The 16,638-nt window shown below is 62.1% G+C and carries 14 protein-coding genes; 3 read left to right on the forward strand and 11 right to left on the reverse strand.

All coding sequences use genetic code 11. The annotated features are described in order from the left end of the window. Positions 1–33 precede the first annotated feature (33 nt). The 4 genes from WCY17_RS09535 to WCY17_RS09550 form a co-directional block, all read right to left on the reverse strand. Complete coding sequence (locus WCY17_RS09535) at positions 34–447, reverse strand: TRAP transporter small permease (RefSeq protein ID WP_372701948.1); 414 nt, start codon at positions 445–447, stop codon at positions 34–36. A 125-nt stretch (positions 448–572) separates the two neighbouring features. Beyond that, the gene (locus WCY17_RS09540; RefSeq protein ID WP_372701949.1) at positions 573–881 is read right to left on the reverse strand and encodes a hypothetical protein; all 309 of its coding nucleotides are present in this window, start codon (positions 879–881) and stop codon (positions 573–575) included. A 114-nt stretch (positions 882–995) separates the two neighbouring features. Further along, complete coding sequence (locus tag WCY17_RS09545) at positions 996–2,048, reverse strand: TRAP transporter substrate-binding protein (protein WP_372701950.1); 1,053 nt, start codon at positions 2,046–2,048, stop codon at positions 996–998. A 50-nt stretch (positions 2,049–2,098) separates the two neighbouring features. Next, on the reverse strand, positions 2,099–3,331 hold the full coding sequence (locus WCY17_RS09550; protein WP_372701951.1) for an aspartate aminotransferase family protein: 1,233 nt from the start codon (positions 3,329–3,331) through the stop codon (positions 2,099–2,101). Between the two features lie 331 nt (positions 3,332–3,662). Between WCY17_RS09550 and WCY17_RS09555 the strand changes: the two genes are divergently transcribed. Continuing rightward, positions 3,663–4,862, forward strand: coding sequence for an MFS transporter (locus WCY17_RS09555; protein WP_372701952.1), 1,200 nt, complete (start codon positions 3,663–3,665; stop codon positions 4,860–4,862). A 77-nt stretch (positions 4,863–4,939) separates the two neighbouring features. On the opposite strand, the gene phaR is transcribed toward WCY17_RS09555, so the two are convergent. From phaR to WCY17_RS09580, 5 genes are all read right to left on the reverse strand, one after another. After that, on the reverse strand, positions 4,940–5,506 hold the full coding sequence (gene phaR, locus WCY17_RS09560; protein ID WP_372701953.1) for a polyhydroxyalkanoate synthesis repressor PhaR: 567 nt from the start codon (positions 5,504–5,506) through the stop codon (positions 4,940–4,942). A 2-nt stretch (positions 5,507–5,508) separates the two neighbouring features. After that, a complete protein-coding gene (gene phbB / locus WCY17_RS09565; RefSeq protein ID WP_372701954.1) occupies positions 5,509–6,246 on the reverse strand; it encodes an acetoacetyl-CoA reductase in 738 nt (245 codons plus the stop codon). Positions 6,247–6,258: 12 nt separating this feature from the next. Further along, the gene (locus WCY17_RS09570; protein WP_372701975.1) at positions 6,259–7,842 is read right to left on the reverse strand and encodes a PHA/PHB synthase family protein; all 1,584 of its coding nucleotides are present in this window, start codon (positions 7,840–7,842) and stop codon (positions 6,259–6,261) included. Between the two features lie 212 nt (positions 7,843–8,054). Then, the gene (gene pgeF / locus WCY17_RS09575; protein WP_372701955.1) at positions 8,055–8,849 is read right to left on the reverse strand and encodes a peptidoglycan editing factor PgeF; all 795 of its coding nucleotides are present in this window, start codon (positions 8,847–8,849) and stop codon (positions 8,055–8,057) included. After that, positions 8,836–9,813: an RluA family pseudouridine synthase gene (locus WCY17_RS09580; protein WP_372701956.1), complete on the reverse strand. Its 978-nt coding sequence runs from the start codon at positions 9,811–9,813 to the stop codon at positions 8,836–8,838. The genes pgeF and WCY17_RS09580 overlap by 14 nt, the downstream gene beginning before the upstream one ends. A 97-nt stretch (positions 9,814–9,910) precedes the next feature. Between WCY17_RS09580 and WCY17_RS09585 the strand changes: the two genes are divergently transcribed. Next, positions 9,911–10,708, forward strand: a complete 798-nt coding sequence (locus tag WCY17_RS09585) for an outer membrane protein assembly factor BamD (protein WP_372701976.1) — start codon at positions 9,911–9,913, stop codon at positions 10,706–10,708. 132 nt (positions 10,709–10,840) lie between these two features. Here the strand turns inward: WCY17_RS09585 and WCY17_RS09590 are convergent, their stop codons facing one another. After that, positions 10,841–12,808 carry an ATP-dependent DNA helicase gene (locus tag WCY17_RS09590; RefSeq protein WP_372701957.1) on the reverse strand — a complete coding sequence of 656 codons (1,968 nt, stop codon included), beginning with the start codon at positions 12,806–12,808 and terminating at the stop codon, positions 10,841–10,843. Positions 12,809–12,839: 31 nt separating this feature from the next. Here WCY17_RS09590 and WCY17_RS09595 point away from each other — a divergent pair, with 31 nt between their 5' ends. Then, positions 12,840–15,320, forward strand: a complete 2,481-nt coding sequence (locus WCY17_RS09595; protein WP_372701958.1) for a Tex family protein — start codon at positions 12,840–12,842, stop codon at positions 15,318–15,320. A 38-nt stretch (positions 15,321–15,358) separates the two neighbouring features. Here the strand turns inward: WCY17_RS09595 and WCY17_RS09600 are convergent, their stop codons facing one another. After that, positions 15,359–16,630, reverse strand: coding sequence for a CaiB/BaiF CoA transferase family protein (locus WCY17_RS09600; protein WP_372701959.1), 1,272 nt, complete (start codon positions 16,628–16,630; stop codon positions 15,359–15,361). Positions 16,631–16,638: the final 8 nt, after the last annotated feature.

Genomic DNA, 16,638 nt, shown 5'->3' on the forward strand with positions numbered 1-16,638 from the left:
CCGGGCAGGCCGATCAGGCAAAAATCGTGCTGGTCAAGATTGCCGATCCAGGACGACATTTGAATGCCGATGCAGCACAAGATTGGCAATCACCCGAGCGAGCACAATGATCATGCAGATGGCAGCAAACGGGATGGCAAAGAACGGCACCGAAATAGGCATGCCTGTCGCTGCAGCCTTCGACATGCCAAACATTGGCAGCATCTTGATGCCCTGGATGGCAATCACGACCAACAGCAGGAGCATGGCCAGATTGTTGACCAGCATGATGAATTTCCGTTTCGCCCCTGAAAAGCGGTCAATGATGAAAGACAGCCCGATGTGCTGATTGTCGGACAGCGCATATACTGCACCGAGCATCATGCTCCAGACCAGGAGCAGGCGGGAGATCTCATCGGCCCAGATGAATGCCACATGAAAATATCGGGCCACCACCTGCAGGTTCACGATAAGGGCCATCAAGCCCATTTGCAAAATAATGACAATACGGATGAAGATCCGCATTCTGGAGTCAATGTATTCCAGAACATCATTCAATATCTTGGCTGTCTTGCACATGTTGGTGATCACGATCAAAGTGGGTTGAAACCTGTTGGCATGAGGTATCCGAGCCTTTTGACAGACAGGTGCCTGTCGATATCCAGGGCCACACAGGCCTGCAGGCGCTCAATTGTCAATGAAAAACACCAGGTCATGTGAGGTGTCGGAAAAAAATGCACAGCGCCACCCCGGGCAGCACTCATCGGAACGGCACTGGACTGCATCATTTCACGCATGCCGGCCTCGATGAAACCACGCGTACTGTTGTCCAGTGGCGCGTGCGGCAACAACACATCCGACTGCGCATATTCCCCATTGCCATTGACGACTTTCTTGTTCATGCGTTTATTGGACGGCCCGTACAGGCTGACAGGACAAGGCCCCAACCCACAGGAACAGAATGCAAGATTCCATACAGGTTGGGGCCCCTGGAGCACACCGGATCAGACGGCAGCCTAGTTCTTGGCTGTGGCCTCTTTCATGATCTGCGTTTCAATCTGCTTGACCTGATCCAGCGCCTCATTGACCATTTCTTCGCCGATCCGGCCCTTGAGCCACTCAAGAATGACTGGCTGGGATGCCTCTTTGAACCGGGCCAGCTCATCTGCGCCCAGAGTATTGATTTCCATCCCCTTCTTTTCAAGCAGGCCCAGCGTACTCACCCGGTTGCCGTAGATCCGCTCGCCGAACTCAACGGCCGACCCCAACAGGGATGCGGTGTAGAAGATATCCTTGTCTTCGTCGGACAGTTTGTTGTACCAGTCATCATTGACATAAAAGAAGTTGAAGGCCAGGGTGTGCTGATCGAGCGACATGTACTTGGTAACTTCGTAGAACTTGGCGTCATAGACCAGGCCCGGGGGGTTTTCCGCGCCATCAACCACCTTTTGCTGCAACGCGCTGTAGAGTTCTCCCCACGAGGTCGTGGTTGGCAGTGCGCCCAATGACTGAATGAACTTCACCATCAGCGGGTTGTCCTGCACCCGTATCTTCAGGCCCTCGATGTCCTTGATATTCGTGATCGGACGCTGGCTGTTGATGAAGCTGCGAAATCCGTAGGTCTGCGACGCCAGAACGCGAATCCCTGATTTCTTCGTGAAACCTTCACTGATCTTTTCGAAGAATGGACTTTCGAAGAATTTCCGTACAACCACTTCATTGGAAAACAGATACGGAATGCTCAGAACCAGCATGGGATCGTAGATGGCCGCAATGGTTTCGTCACCATGCACAATCTTCAATGCACCCGACGACACGGCCTGAATCAGCTCGGTGGATGATCCCAATTGACTCGAATGGTGTATGTCGATCTTGTAACGACCATTGGACTCTGATTCGACATACTGCTTGAACACTTCCCAGCCCATCGTGTTCGGTGCATCCGCGACCTCCATCGTGGCCACTTTGAGAACGGTTGCCGAACTCTGGGCGAGAGCCGATCCGGTAAAACAGGTCAGGCTGAGTGCCGACACCAGATAAAAAGCCGACTTCATTTTTTTGAAGCTCATGAGTTGTCTCCCTTGCAAAGGTTCCGATCAAGATATTTTTGAATGACGGTTCAGGTCAATGACCTGACGACGTCTTCAGTGATTTCCAGTGTCAGATCGATGTCTTCCCTGGTGTGGGCAAACGAAATGCTGCCCTGCTTGCTGGGGATCGGGAACTGGAGAATACCCTTTTCCACCAATGCCTTCCTGTACCTGAGATCCTTGTCATTATCGTTGTGCAGCACGATGTCCTGCCAGCTTTGTGGAGCGTGATCCATGAAGTAGACACAAAATGCCGAACCCTGCCGAACCAATGTGGTCGGATAGGGCTGCCGCCCAAAGATGGTCTTCAGGCCGTCTTCGATATATTGCCCCAAAGACTCCAGGTGACCGTAGATTTCATCACCGCGCTCGGCCAGCTTGCGAATCACGGCGATACTGGCAGCCACTGGAATCGGATGTGCGTTGTAGGTACCGGCAATCAGCACCTTCCTTGCCGGATCCGGGTGATTGAAGTGCTGCATGATTTCGCGCTTCCCCCCGATCACGGCCAATGGGTATCCATTCGCCACAGCCTTGCCGAAGGTGGACAGATCGGGTTTCACCCCGCAAAGGCCCTGATAACCGGCCAGGGCATGCCGAAACCCGGTCTTGACCTCATCGAAAATGAGCACCGTTCCGTGCTCGTCGCAGAGGGCACGCAATTTCTGCAGGTAACCCTCTTGGGGTTTCACAATACCGATGTTCTGCAGGATGGGCTCAAGAATGACAGCCGCGATATCCTTGCGCGCCAGAACCTTTTCAACGGCCTCGATATCGTTGAACTCGACCACATGCGTCAATTCTTGCTGGGATTCTGGAATACCTGCCGTGATCGGATTCTTGGAATATTCGGTGCCCCTGACATGATTGCGAACTTCATCGTTGACATCCATGACATTGTAGGCGACGGCATCCGACCAGCCGTTGTATCCTCCCTGCATCACCAGGATACGTTCCCGCCCTGTCGCCGCACGCGCCAGCCGAATTGCATAGGCATCGGCCTCGGAGCCGGTATTGGTGATCTGGACTTGTTCCATGGACGGTACCGACTCGACCAGAAGGCGCGCAATTTCACCTTCCCATGGGGTCGTACCCGCCCCCATCAGGGACTGACGGTCCATGATTGCACTGACCACCGCCTTTTCGACATCCGGGTCATTATGCCCCAGAAGATAGGGCCCGAAGGCGGCATGGTAGTCGATGTAGCGGCGCCCCTGATCGTCCCACATATAGGCACCTTCGGCGCGGACGAACCTTCTCATCGGGGAAATAACCCGGTTCAGGGACATCGCGCCACCAGGTATGTACCTCGAATAATCCAAAATATCATTTGCAGCCGCATTCATGCTTATTTTCCTGAATTGGTCAAACACCGAAAATCGTGCCGTCCGCATCCCGCGCACCAGAAACCCTTGCGCAGACTTGATCCAGAATGGCCAGTCTGATCACATTCCAGTATCCGGAAATTTTCTGCCAGGAGCCATCGCCAACTTATCGTAGCAGTTTCGGCAGCTTGTCGGACAAGTGGTATGTTCAAGTAATCCATGGGCTTTGTCAATCTCCTATACAATTAGGGGTTTACACTGATCGCCCATGTTCCCTGCCACTTCGCTGCACCTTTCGCAAGGCGATAAAAAGCGCCTGTTGCTGGCCTTGTCCATCGTGCTGGTGGGCGTGTTCGCCTTCATACAGGTCTATTCGATCCAATCCATCCTGCCCGAGATCCGGGCGGATCTGAACGCCACAGTCGTCGAGGCCGGGCAGGCGGTCGGCATCACCATCCTGGCGATCGCCCTGGTCGCCCCGTTCATGGGCATCGTGTCGGATGCGCTGGGGCGCAAGTGGTTCATTACAGGCTCGGTGTTCTTCCTTGCGGTGCCCACCGCACTGATGATGCTGGTGGAAGACGTCCACAGCCTGCTGCTGCTTCGATTCCTGCAGGGCCTGGCGGTGCCCGGCGTCTCGGTGGTGATCACGGCATACATCGGTGAAGAATTCAGCGGCGCGCGCATGGTGCGCACCATGACGCTCTATGTGTGCGGCTGCATCATGGGCGGCTTTCTGGGGCGTTTCATGATCGGGCACCTGACAGAATACATGTCATGGCGCGAAGCCTATGGCGTCATGGCCCTTTTCAACCTTGTGGGGGGCGTGATCATCTGGCGCGGGCTGCCCGCGTCGCGCTGCTTCAAGGCGAATCCGAATGTACACGCCAGCCTGGTCACGCTGCGCCGGCTGCTCCATAGCCGCGATCTGCGGGTGGCCAGCCTGGTGGGTGCCACGCTGCTGTTCTCGCAGATCGCACTGTTCACGTACATCAATCTGCACCTGGCCAGCGCACCGTACCACTACAGCCCGGGAAACCTGGCCAACCTGTTCACGGTCTACTTGCTGGGCATGATGGTCATGCCCGTCATGGGCTACATCATCCCGCGCATTGGCATACGCAACGCCATCCTGCTGTCCCTGGGGCTGAGCATGGGGGCCGTGGCGCTGACACTGGTGCAGCCTGCGTGGCTGATCATCGTTGCATTGGCCCTGGCGGCCTGCGGCACGTTCATTGCCCAATCCGCCGTGATGAGCTTCGTGGCCCAACGGATGACGGAAGGCCGCTCGCTGGCCAATGGCCTGTACTACACGGTGTATTACTGTGGCGGTTTTCTGGGCGCATGGGCCTGCGGGCTGGCATACGCCTGGCACGCCTGGCCTGCAACCGTCGCCACGCTGCTGCTCACCCAGCTGGCCGGCTGGCTCGTGGCCTGGTGGTATATTCCAGGCCCTGCGCGGCCCTGAACCGGGCGGAAAAAAGGGCTGTCTGCACAGCCCTCAGGTGGGGCCTGGCCCCACACGCCCGTGGCGTACCCCGGGCATCATTTCTTCTTCTTGCTGCTCGTGTCGGGCGGAAACGGAAAGCCCGGAAACAGGCTGCGGGTCTGGTCCTGGATCTGCTCCTGCATTTTCATGAATACGCCCCGGCTCTGTTCGAGGTAGCTGTTCATCATGTTCTGCAGCGCAGGGGTCTGCATGTTCACCAGCTGTGCCCAGGCTTCCGGGCCGAAATGCTGCTGATACAGCCCCTGGGACTGCTCGGCCATGCGCTCCTGGATTTCGATCATGATCTGGATGTTTCTTTCAAGAAAGGACCCCATCACGCCCTGCATGGAATGCCCGTAGAAACGGATGATCTGCGCCAGCACCTGCGCCGAGAACATGGGCATGCCGCCGGACTCTTCTTCGAGAATGATCTGCAGCAGGATGCTGCGCGTGATGTCGTCACCCGCCTTGGCATCCACCACGGTGAATTCGACGTTATCGAGCACCAGCTGCTTGATGTCGACCAGCGTGATGTACGAACTCGTCTGCGTATCGTACAGACGCCGGTTCGGGTACTTCTTGATCAGCCGACCGGCCGAGGTTGTGGTTTTCTGCTGCGCCATCATTACCCCATGTGCAAACCGCCATTGATGGAAAAATCGGCCCCGGTGGAGAACCCCGAATCATCCGAGGCCAGCCAGGCGACGATGGAGCCGATTTCTTCAGGTGTACCCAGACGCCTGACCGGGATGGTCGCCACGATCTTCTCGAGCACGTCGGGCCGAATGGCACGCACCATTTCAGTGCCAATATAACCCGGCGACACGGTATTCACCGTAACGCCCTTGCCCGCGACTTCCTGGGCCAGGGCCATGGTGAATCCATGGATGCCCGCCTTGGCCGTGGAATAGTTCGTCTGGCCGAACTGCCCTTTCTGGCCATTGACCGAGCTGATGTTGATGATACGGCCCCATTGACGCTCGACCATGTCATCGATCACCTGCTTGGTGACGTTGAACAGGCTGTTCAGGTTCGTGTCCATGACCGCGCGCCAATCATCGAGGGTCATCTTGCGAAATACCCCGTCACGCGTGATCCCGGCATTGTTGACGAGCACATCGATGGGGCCGTGCGCCTCGCGCACCCTGGCAAAAGCCTCGACGGTCGAATCCCAGTCTGCCACATTGCCTACCGACGCACTGAAATCGAACCCTTGCGCAGCCTGCTCGGCCAGCCATTTCTCGAAATCCCGGCTGGGTCCGCAGCCCGCCACCACCCTGAACCCCTCTGTCGCCAGGCGCTGACAGATCGAGGTGCCGATCCCACCCATACCACCAGTGACGTAAGCCAGTTTTCCGCTCATGATGATCTCCTTTCAGACAGCCTTGACTTTGACATAGCGCCCGGGAGCGGGCTCGATGACGGGAAAACTCTTGTTGCCCAGCGTCTTGCGCGCCGCCCGCAATGGGCCGGAATGGGCTTCGAGCCATTGCAGCCAGTCGGGCCACCAGCTGCCCCCGGCATGCGTACTGCCTTCCAGCCAGCCCTCGGGATCGGGTGGCAGATGCTGTGGACCAGCCGACCAGTACCCGCGCTTGCCGCGTTCGGGCGGGTTGACCACACCGGCAATATGGCCCGACTCGCCCAGCACGAAGCGCAATGGCCCCGCGAGCAACTGCGTGGATGCATAGGCCGACGCCCAGGGCACGATGTGATCATCGCGCGATGCGTAGATGTAGGCTGGCATGTCGAGCGCCTGCAGGTCCATCGCCACCCCGCAGCTCTCCAACTGCCCGGTGACCAGGCGGTTCTCGAGATACATGTTGCGGAAATACCAGGCAAAGAACGGACCCGGCAGGTTGGTGCCATCTGCATTCCAGGACAGCAGGTCGAACGCCCGTGGGGATTCGCCCTTGAGATAATTGGCTTCGACGTAGTTCCAGACCAGTTCGGACGGCCGCAGGAAAGAAAACGTCGTGGAGAGTTCCGCGGCCGTCATCAGGCCACCCTGCCCCAGCTGGCGCTCGCGTGCCCGGGCATGGAGTTCATCGACGAAGACATCGAGAATACCCGCATTGCCGAAGTCGAGCAGCGTGGTGAGCAAAGTGAGCGACGCGACAGGGTCGCCACCCCGGGCCCTGGCCACGGCCAGGGCGCTGGCCAGCATGGTGCCACCCACGCAGAACCCCAGTACGTTGATCTTGCGCTGGCGGGTGATCTTCGACACCACCTGCATGGCCTGCAGCACCCCCTGCTCGAGGTAATCGTCCCAGGTCCGGGTATCGGTACCATCGACGTCGTCTGGACGCGGGTTGCGCCAGGACACCATGAAGATGTCGAAGCCGGCCTGCAGCGCATGCGCGACGACGGAATTGGCGGGTTGCAGATCGAGTATGTAGTATTTGTTGATGCACGGCGGCACCATCAGCAACGGGATGCGATGCGTTCTTTCCACCTGGGGGCTGTATTGAATGACCTGCATCAGGGCGTTTTCGTACACCACCCCCCCCGGCGTGATCGCCAGATTGACACCGGGCTGAAAGGCGTGTTCGTCTGTCTGGGTGATGCGCCCACGCTGCAGGTCGTGCATGAGGTTCGCCAGCCCCCGCTGCAGGGACTCGCCTCGAGTGTCGATCAGGCGCTTCTGCGCATCGGGGTTGGTGGCCAGAAAGTTGGAGGGCGACGCGGCCTCGACCCACTGCATGATGGCAAACTGCAGGCGTTCGCGCGCGGCATCGTCGAGCCGCGCGGCCTCGGCCATTTCTTTCAGGGCTTCGGCCGTGATGAGATAGGCATGCGCCGTGAACAGCGCCTGCGGGCTGGCGGCCCAGGCTGCGGATGAAAAACGCCGATCAGCTGGCGGTTTGAGCGTGCCCCGCCGCGCGTCGCGAAGGAGATCCTGCCAGGCCCGCATGAAGTTCTGCTGGATGGCGGCCCCTTGCCCGGTCATCAGGCCCATGGCCGCCTGCCAAGGAAAAAAGACGGGATTGACCACGGACCCCCCTATGCCGAAATACACCCTGCAGCCCAATTGCCGAGGCTGCGTTTCATTGTGCCACGTCGCGCGCAGCCGTCAATCGGGGTAATTCGCCAGCAGGTACGACTTGACGCGGACACGTTACAAGCATACACGAGACCCGCAGAGCCGCGGCACAGGCCCGCCGGGAGACATCACGGATCGAGCCAGGCCACGGTGGCCTGGCGACCTGTGCACGCCTGCCTACGGTAGGAAAAAAAGCGCTCCGGCAGACCATGCGTGCAGGCGGCGCTGATCTCGATGCCGGCGACGCCCGCGCGCCGCAGGCGACTGCGTGCGAGGCCAGGCAGATCGGCCAGCCAGCGATCCGTTCCGGTACAGGCGACGAAGTGCCGTGCGTCCTGCGCGGCAAGTGAAAGAAACCGTGCCCGAACCTCAGGGCCCACCTCGAAGGCATCAGGCCCGATCCCGGGCCCGATCCAGGCGCGCCACCGGCGAGCCTGTGGTTGCCGCGCGCGCATCTCCCGCAGCAGGTTCTCGAGCACACCGGCAAGCAGACCGCGCCATCCTGCATGTGCCACCCCGAGCACGCCCGCATCCAGATCGGCCAGCACGACTGGAAGACAATCGGCGGTCAGGATCGCCAATGGGTGCCGTGGCTGCACGGTGACAGCCGCATCGGCACAGGGCGGCAAGGCAAGAGCCGGCCGGGCCGATGCCCCGGATTGCGCAACGCCGCGATCGGCATCATGAACCGTCGTGCCATGCACCTGATCCAGCCACAGCGGTTCGGCCGGCAGACACTGCCGCAACCGGCGCCGGTTTTCGAGCACGGCACTCTCGGTATCGGACACATGCAACCCCAGATTGAGGCTGTCGAATGGGGTGGCACTGGCGCCGCCACCGCGCCAGGTGGTGAAGTACCGTACGCCGGGCCAGGGGGCGCCTGTTTCGGCCTGCAGGCCCGCAGCCAGTTCAATCGAGGCCACGCACCCCCTCCTGCCATTCGATGGCGCGACAGACCTGCTGATAGTCTGTCGGGGGCAAACGACAGAAGGCCCGCTCATCGCCATGGCCAGGATCGACGAACGTCAATGCGCGGGCATGCAGCATTTGCCGCCGCGCCCCGGCAAGGCATTGCCCGCCATACAGCACATCCCCCAGCAGCGGGTGTCCCAGGCTGGCCAGATGCACACGAATCTGGTGCGTACGCCCCGTTTCCAGGCGACACTGCACCTGGCTGACGGCCTGGCCTTGCACCCTACCCTGCGCAAGCGCGCGATAGGCCGTGAGAGCGGGGCGCGGGGCCACCGGGCGCAGTACGCTCATGCGCACCGGAACACGGGGATCCCGACCGATCGCGGCGTCTACACGCCCTGTACCAGGCAAATAGCCATGCACCAGGGCACAGTACTCGCGATGTACCGACCGCGCCTGCAGTTGGCGCACCAGATGAGTCTGGGCTGTTGCGTTGCGCGCCACGACCATCAGGCCGGACGTATCCTTGTCGAGCCGGTGCACGATACCGGCACGCGCCACCTGGCCCAATTCCGGATAGCGGAACAACAGACCATTGAGCAAAGTGCCGTGCCAGTTTCCAGCCCCAGGATGGGTGACCAGCCCTGGCGGCTTGTCAATGACAAGCCAGTCGGGCGACTCGGCCACGACCTCGAAAGCGATGTCTTCAGGCACGTAGGCCTGGTCTTCAGGGGCAGGCCGGGGCCGCACCAGAATGTAATCACCTGGCCCCACCCGGGTACGAATCTGCCCGGGCCGGCCATTCACCAGAACGCACCCGGCCTCGATCCAGGCCTGCAGGCGGCTGCGCGAATGCTCGGGAATCAGCCGGGCCAGCACCTTGTCGAGCCGCTCTGGAACAACCCCCGCCGGCAATACGAAAGGCAGCGATTCTTCCTCGCGGGGACCTTCAGGATCAGGTTTCGTGTGCGTCATTGCGACAAATCATATAATCTGCCGACAATGCTAACACCTTGACCAAGGATATCCTGTGGCCTTTCAAGCACTGGTTTCGCACCGACCCCTTTACCGTCTGTCCCGCGTTGCGCTGGTCGGCCTGGCCACCGTGGTGCTGGCGGCGTGCAGTTCGACCACGAGCAACGTCGACCCCACCGCCGGCTGGGGTGCCGAACGTCTGTACAGCCAGGCTCGTACCGAGATGGCCGGGGCCAACTGGTCCGAAGCCCGCGAGAATCTCGAGGCCCTCGAAGCCCGCTACCCGTTCGGCGTCTACGCACAGCAGGCCCTGATCGATCAGGCCTGGGTCAACTGGAAAGACGAGGAACCCGAACAGGCCAGGGCGGCGATCGATCGCTTCATGCAGCAATACCCCAACCATCCGGGTACGGACTACATGCTGTATCTCAAGGGCCTGATCACCTTCACGCCGCCCAGTGCGATACTGTCCAGCTGGACCCAGCAGGATCCCAGCGAACGCGACCCCAAGGGCCTGCGCGAATCCTACGACGCATTCAACGAACTCCTGCGGCGCTATCCCGACAGCCGCTATGCACCCGATGCGCGCAAGCGGGTGGCCTGGCTGGTCAATACCATTGCAGCCAACGAAGTTCACGTCGCAACATATTATTACAAGCGTGGTGCATACGTGGCGGCAGCCAATCGGGCACAAAGCGTGATCACCGATTTCGAGGGCGCGCCAGTCGTCGAAAAAGCCCTGTACCTGATGATGCTCAGCTACGACAGGCTCGAGTTGCCCGAACTGCGCGATGACGCCAAGCGGGTACTGGATCACAACTTCCCCGACAGCAAGTATTACGCGCAGGGGCTCGATGAACCCGTGAGCTACTGGAATCCGATCAACTGGTTCTGAAGCCCGGGCAACAGGGCTCCAAGCGCCTGGCCCGACGGGCCCATCAGCCGACCGGCCGGCCCCAGCGCCTGGCCCGCCGGCCCCGTCACTTCACGCGACGCGATGGCCACGGCACCCAGCCCGGCGGTGCCGTCACTCGGCCAGCGCAGGCGGGTCGCCGAGAAACGCCAGGGCCAGCCCGGCATCCCGGGTGCGTGCAAACGGCGGCAGCCCCTGCCACAGCAGCCGGCCATACGGTTTGTCGACCAGGCGGCCGTCACCCACCACCAGAACCCCCCAATCCGTCTCTGAGCGGATCAAGCGCCCGGCCCCCTGCTTCAGCAGCATCGCCGCCTGGGGCAACTGGTGCTCCATGAACGGATTGCCCCCCTGCGCTCGGCAGACCCGCAGGCGTGCCTCGAGCACAGGGTCGTCGGGTGGTGCAAATGGCAGTTTGTCAATCGCGACCAGCGTGAGCGCTTCCCCGGGCAGGTCGATGCCCTCCCAGAAGCTTACGCTGCCCACCAGAACCGCATTCCCTGCCGCCCTGAACCGCTCGAGCAGCACGGCGCGCGACGACTCGCCCTGGCGCATCACCAGCCTGCCATCAACGCCATCCAGCAGGCAATCGGCGACTTCGGCCACGGCCCGCAAGGTCGTGCACAAGACCAGCACACCACCCCGGCTGACACGCATCAATGGCAGCAAGGCATGGGCAAATGCCGTGGAGAACCCGGCCGAGCCAGGCGCCGGCAAAGCACGCGGCACATACAGCAAGCCTCTGGCGGCGTAGTCGAACGGCGACAGCCAACTGGCCACATGTGCGTCGGCCAGCCCCAGCTGGCGCTGGAAATGCTGAAAGTCACCGCGCACTGAAAGCGTGGCCGAGGTAAGTACCCAGGCCTGGCCGTCGCGCCGAAAGCCCGAGAAAATCCTGGCCACCGACAGGGGCGCGCGTTGCAGGCGCACCGAGTGGGTGCTGCACTCGACCCAGCGCACCGCCGCGTGATCGGCGGCCTCTGGCATGCCGCGTGCCGGCGTGGCCCAGCGCTGCAGGCGGTCATGCACACCCTCGAGCATACGCAACGCAGCAGCCAGATCGGGATGCCGTTCCTCTTGCGCCGCCAGTGCCTCGAGGAGCGGGTCCATGGCAGTACAGAGCTGCTGGAAGGCCTCATCGAAGCCCTGAGCCTGCGGAAGCTGCTCGAAAGTGACCCGGGCACCGGGCAGCGCCGTCACCGGCGCACAGGCCAGGCGAAAGGCCCGCGCAGCGGCCTCGAGGGCCCCGCACAGGTCACTCCAGCGTACGGCCTCGCGCGCATGGGCCAGCCCCGCTGCCTCAGCCTGGCGCAGGCCATCGAGTACCTGGTGGACGGATACGCTTTCACCCAGAAAGTGGGTTGCGGTTGCCGGCAGTTGATGGGCCTCATCGAATACCACCAGGTGGGTCTCGGGCAGCAGGTTGGCCACGCCTTCTTCGCGCAGTGCCAGATCAGACATGAAAAGTGCATGATTGACCACCACCACGTCGGCATCCTGTGCCCGACGGCGCGCCTTGTATACGAAACAATCGCGCACGAACGGGCAATCCTGGCCGAGACAGTTCTCGCGGGTCGACGTCACCCGATTCCAGAGATCGGCCGTTTCTGGCACTGCCGGCAATTCGGCCTTGTCACCTGATTCGGACGTTCGGGCAAACTGCCGGATCGTGCGCAGCTGCGGAATTTCTTCGCGTGACTTCAGCGCGCCCGGATCCTGCTCGAGACGATCCAGATGATAATGACATACGTAGTTGCTGCGCCCCTTGAGCAATGCCACATCCACCGACAGCGCCAGCGCGTGCCGCAAGCGCGGAATATCACGGTGAAACAGCTGATCCTGCAGGGTCCGGGTGCCTGTCGAAATGAGTGTCTTGCGCCCCGAGAGAAAGGCCGGCACCAGGTAGGCCCAGGTCTTGCCAGTACCCGTGCCCGCTTCGGCAATCAGTACCTCGCCCTCTTGCAGGGCCTGCCAGATGGCTTGCGCGAGTTCTTGCTGCGCCGTGCGTGGCTGGTAGGCAGGCAGCGCCCGTGCCAGCGAGCCGTCAGGCCCGAACACAGCCTCCAGGGGGTCGTTGGCCATCTGAATCAGGATCCATACACCGAAACTTGCGATGCGGGCATCATACGCCAAGCGATTGAGGTCTTTCGTCCGACTGTGGCAAAATGCGCCGCTGGTACTCATTCCCGATGACAGAAATCCATTGACAGCCCCTGCACCGACCACCGATACCCCCCAGGCCATCATTCTGCAGCTTGCCACAGAGCTGGGCGTACGCCCAGCGCAGGTTCAGGCCACCATGCAACTGCTCGATTCGGGTGCCACCGTGCCCTTCATCGCACGCTACCGAAAGGAAGCCACCGGGGGGCTGGATGACACGGTACTGCGCGCGTTCGAGACCCGCCTGGCCTACCTGCGCGAGCTCGAAGACCGCAGAACGGTCATCCTGCACAGCCTCATCGCCCAGGGCCTCATGACTGAAGCCCTGCAGGCCCACATTCTGGCGGCAGACAGCAAGCAGCGGCTGGAAGACCTGTATGCCCCCTACCGCCCCAAACGCCGCACCCGCGGACAGATCGCCATCGAGGCCGGCCTGCTGCCCCTTGCCGATGAACTTCTTGCGGATATCCGCGCCGATCCCCAGCGTCTGGCGAGCGGGTATCTGAACGCAGACCTGGGATATGGCGACGAGAAAAGCGTGCTGAACGGTGCGCGCGATATCCTGGCCGAACGGTTTGCCGAAAATGCAGATCTGATCCAGGGCCTGCGCAGCACGCTCGAGCGCCACGGGGTGCTGAACTCGAAAGTGATCGAAGGCAAGGAACGCGAAGGCGCGAAGTTCCGCGACTGGTTCGAATTCACCGAAAGCCTGCAGCGCATCCCGTCCCACCGCATGCTGGCCCTGCTGCGCGGCCGCCAGCAAGGCATACTCGAGCTGCGCATCAGCCTGGCGCCAGGGCTCGAAGCGCAACACCCTCACCCCTGCGTGCGCCTGATTGCCGACACCATGACACCGGGCACCCGTTTCGACAGCCGGGATGATGCCCGTCAACACTGGCTGGGCGAAGTCTGTCGCTGGGCATGGCGGGTGCGGTTATTGCCCCGTCTCGAAACCGAACGCCTGGGCGTGCTGCGTGAGCAGGCGGAAGCCGAAGCCATCCGGGTGTTCGCAGCGAATCTCGAAGATCTGCTTCTGGCCGCACCAGCCGGGCCGCACAACATCCTGGGGCTGGACCCCGGCATACGCACCGGCGTCAAGGTGGCCGCCATCGACACCACGGGCAAATTGCTGGACAGCGCCACGATCCATCCATTCGAACCCCGCAGGGATGTCGACGGGAGCCTGCGCGTACTGGCTGAACTCGTCACGCGCCACAAGATCACGCTGGTGGCCATAGGCAATGGCACGGCCTCGCGCGAGACCCGAGAACTGGTCAGGCAACTGCAGGCCCGGCATCCATCGCACCCGTTCAAGGCCGTCGCCGTCTCGGAGGCCGGGGCTTCGGTGTATTCGGCCTCGGCGCAGGCCGCAGAAGAATTTCCCGATCTGGACGTGAGCCTGCGAGGCGCGGTGTCCATCGCCCGCCGCCTGCAGGATCCATTGGCCGAACTCGTGAAGATCGAGCCCAAGGCCATCGGTGTGGGCCAATACCAGCACGATGTGAACCAGCACGCGCTGGCGCGCTCGCTGTCGGCTGTGGTCGAAGATTGCGTCAATGCGATCGGGGTGGATGTGAACACGGCATCGCCCCCGCTGCTGGCCCGGGTATCCGGCCTGAACACCGGTCTCGCACGCCAGATCGTCGACTACCGCGAACGCCATGGCGCATTCCGCAACCGCCAGGCCTTGCGCAAAGTCCCCCGTCTGGGCGAGCGGACCTTCGAACAGGCGGCTGGCTTTCTGCGCATCCGCGACTCGGACAACCCCCTGGATGCCTCTGCGGTGCACCCTGAAGCCTACCCCGTGGTCGAACGGATCCTGCAGCGCCTGGGCCGCCCGCTGAATGCCATCATGGGGCAGGCCGACGTGCTCAAGGGCCTGTCACCCGCCGATTTTGCCGACGAACGGTTTGGCGTGCCCACCATCAGCGATATTTTCGAAGAGCTGAGAAAACCGGGGCGCGATCCACGGCCCGGGTTCGAAACGGCCCACTTCGATGACGGCGTCCATGAGATTCAGGACCTGGTGCCCGGAATGCAACTGCAGGGCGTCGTCAGCAACGTAGCCAATTTCGGGGTATTCGTGGATATCGGCGTGCACCAGGATGGCCTGGTGCACGTTTCGGCGTTGGCCGACCATTACGTCAAGGACCCGCGTGACGTGGTGCGGGTGGGCCAGACGGTGGATGTCCGCGTCATGGAAGTCGACGTGCCCCGCAAGCGCATCAGCCTGAGCATGCGCAAGGACAACACCGAAGGCGTCGTCCGGCGCCCCGATGCAGCCCGTGACAAGACGCCGTCTTCGGCTGCCGGTGCGCCACCCTCATCGCGTGCCCGCAGCCGTCATGCAGGGCAGGCACGCCCTGCCAGCGCCCCGGAGGGGGCCATGGCCCAGGCCTTTGCCCAGGTACGCGCCAAGGGCCGCCGCCCCTGAACACCCGCAGCACCGCCGTGTGCCCCCTCCCCTGCAGATCAGAGCACACCCTGCCCGCGCAACGCCTGGGCCTGGTCGGCCGACATGCCGAGCCAGTCGCGCAGGACTTCTTCGGTGTGGGCCCCCAATGCCGGTGGCGGCAGACGATAATCGACCGGCGTATCGGACAGGCGCATGGGACTCGCCACCAGCGGCACCCGGCCCGCGCCAGCGTGCGTCATCTCGATCTGCAGGCCACGCGCCCGGACCTGGGCATCGGCAAAGACATCGTGCAGACCGTTGATGGGCCCGCAAGGCACCGCCCGGGCCTCGAGTGACGCGATCCACTGCGCGGTGCCACGGGTACGGGTGATCTCGCGCAGAATGGGGATGAGCACCTGCCGGTGCGTGACCCTCGCCTGGTTCGATGCAAAACGGGGATCGCGGGCCAGTTCCGGTTGCCCGGCTTCGATGCAGAAGCGCTCGAACTGGCCGTCATTGCCGATGGCCAGAATCATGTGGCCGTCGGCCGTCGGGAAATCCTGGTAGGGCACGATGCTGGGATGCGCATTGCCCAGCCGCTGGGGATCCCGGCCGGTCGCCAGATAGTTCATTGCCTGGTTCGCCAGGCAGGCCACCTGGACATCGAGCAGGGCCACATCCAGGTGCTGGCCGCGCCCGGTCTTTTCGCGGGCCGCGAGCGCCGCCTGTATGGCATTGGCGGCGTACAGGCCGGTCAGGATGTCGACCAGCGCCACCCCCACCTTCATGGGCCCCCCACCTGCTTCATCGTCAGGCCGTCCGGTGATGCTCATCAGCCCCCCCAGGCCCTGGATCAGAAAGTCATAGCCGGCACGCTCTGCATACGGCCCCGTCTGCCCAAACCCGGTGATGGAGCAATAGACCAGGCGCGGATTGATGGCCGCAAGTGCGTCGTAATCGAGGCCATAGCGCGCCAGCCCGCCGACTTTGAAGTTCTCGACCAGCACGTCGCTTTCTGTTGCAAGCTGGCGCAGCAGGGCCTGACCGCCCGCGCTGGCCATGTCGATCGTGATGGAACGCTTGTTGCGATTGGTGCACAGGTAGTAGGCCGCAACATCGGAATCCTGCCCCGCTTCATCAGGCATCCAGGGCGGCCCCCAATGGCGCGTGTCATCACCCGCCCCCGGGCGTTCGACCTTGATCACGTCGGCGCCCAGATCGCCCAGTATCTGGGTGGCCCAGGGGCCTGCCAGGACGCGGGACAGGTCCAGCACCCGGATGTGGGACAGGGCCCCCTGCACGCCCGGGCCCTGGCTGGATTTCGAGACTGTTTCCTGGGTTGCGGACATGTCCCACT

Source organism: Castellaniella sp. (assembly GCF_041677825.1).
GTDB lineage: Bacteria > Pseudomonadota > Gammaproteobacteria > Burkholderiales > Burkholderiaceae_B > Castellaniella.

Bases quoted from the DNA above. Each gene is read 5' to 3' on its own strand.
- WCY17_RS09540 (WP_372701949.1), bottom strand. From the start codon at position 881: ATGAACAAGAAAGTCGTCAATGGCAATGGGGAATATGCGCAGTCGGAT.
- phbB (WP_372701954.1), bottom strand. From the start codon at position 6,246: ATGAGCGGAAAACTGGCTTACGTCACTGGTGGTATGGGTGGGATCGGC.
- WCY17_RS09600 (WP_372701959.1), bottom strand. From the start codon at position 16,630: ATGTCCGCAACCCAGGAAACAGTCTCGAAATCCAGCCAGGGCCCGGGC.
- WCY17_RS09550 (WP_372701951.1), bottom strand. From the start codon at position 3,331: ATGAGAAGGTTCGTCCGCGCCGAAGGTGCCTATATGTGGGACGATCAG.
- WCY17_RS09570 (WP_372701975.1), bottom strand. From the start codon at position 7,842: ATGGGCCTGATGACCGGGCAAGGGGCCGCCATCCAGCAGAACTTCATG.
- WCY17_RS09545 (WP_372701950.1), bottom strand. From the start codon at position 2,048: ATGAGCTTCAAAAAAATGAAGTCGGCTTTTTATCTGGTGTCGGCACTC.
- WCY17_RS09590 (WP_372701957.1), bottom strand. From the start codon at position 12,808: ATGGCCAACGACCCCCTGGAGGCTGTGTTCGGGCCTGACGGCTCGCTG.
- phaR (WP_372701953.1), bottom strand. From the start codon at position 5,506: ATGGCGCAGCAGAAAACCACAACCTCGGCCGGTCGGCTGATCAAGAAG.
- WCY17_RS09580 (WP_372701956.1), bottom strand. From the start codon at position 9,813: ATGACGCACACGAAACCTGATCCTGAAGGTCCCCGCGAGGAAGAATCG.
- WCY17_RS09555 (WP_372701952.1), top strand. From the start codon at position 3,663: ATGTTCCCTGCCACTTCGCTGCACCTTTCGCAAGGCGATAAAAAGCGC.
- WCY17_RS09595 (WP_372701958.1), top strand. From the start codon at position 12,840: ATGCGGGCATCATACGCCAAGCGATTGAGGTCTTTCGTCCGACTGTGG.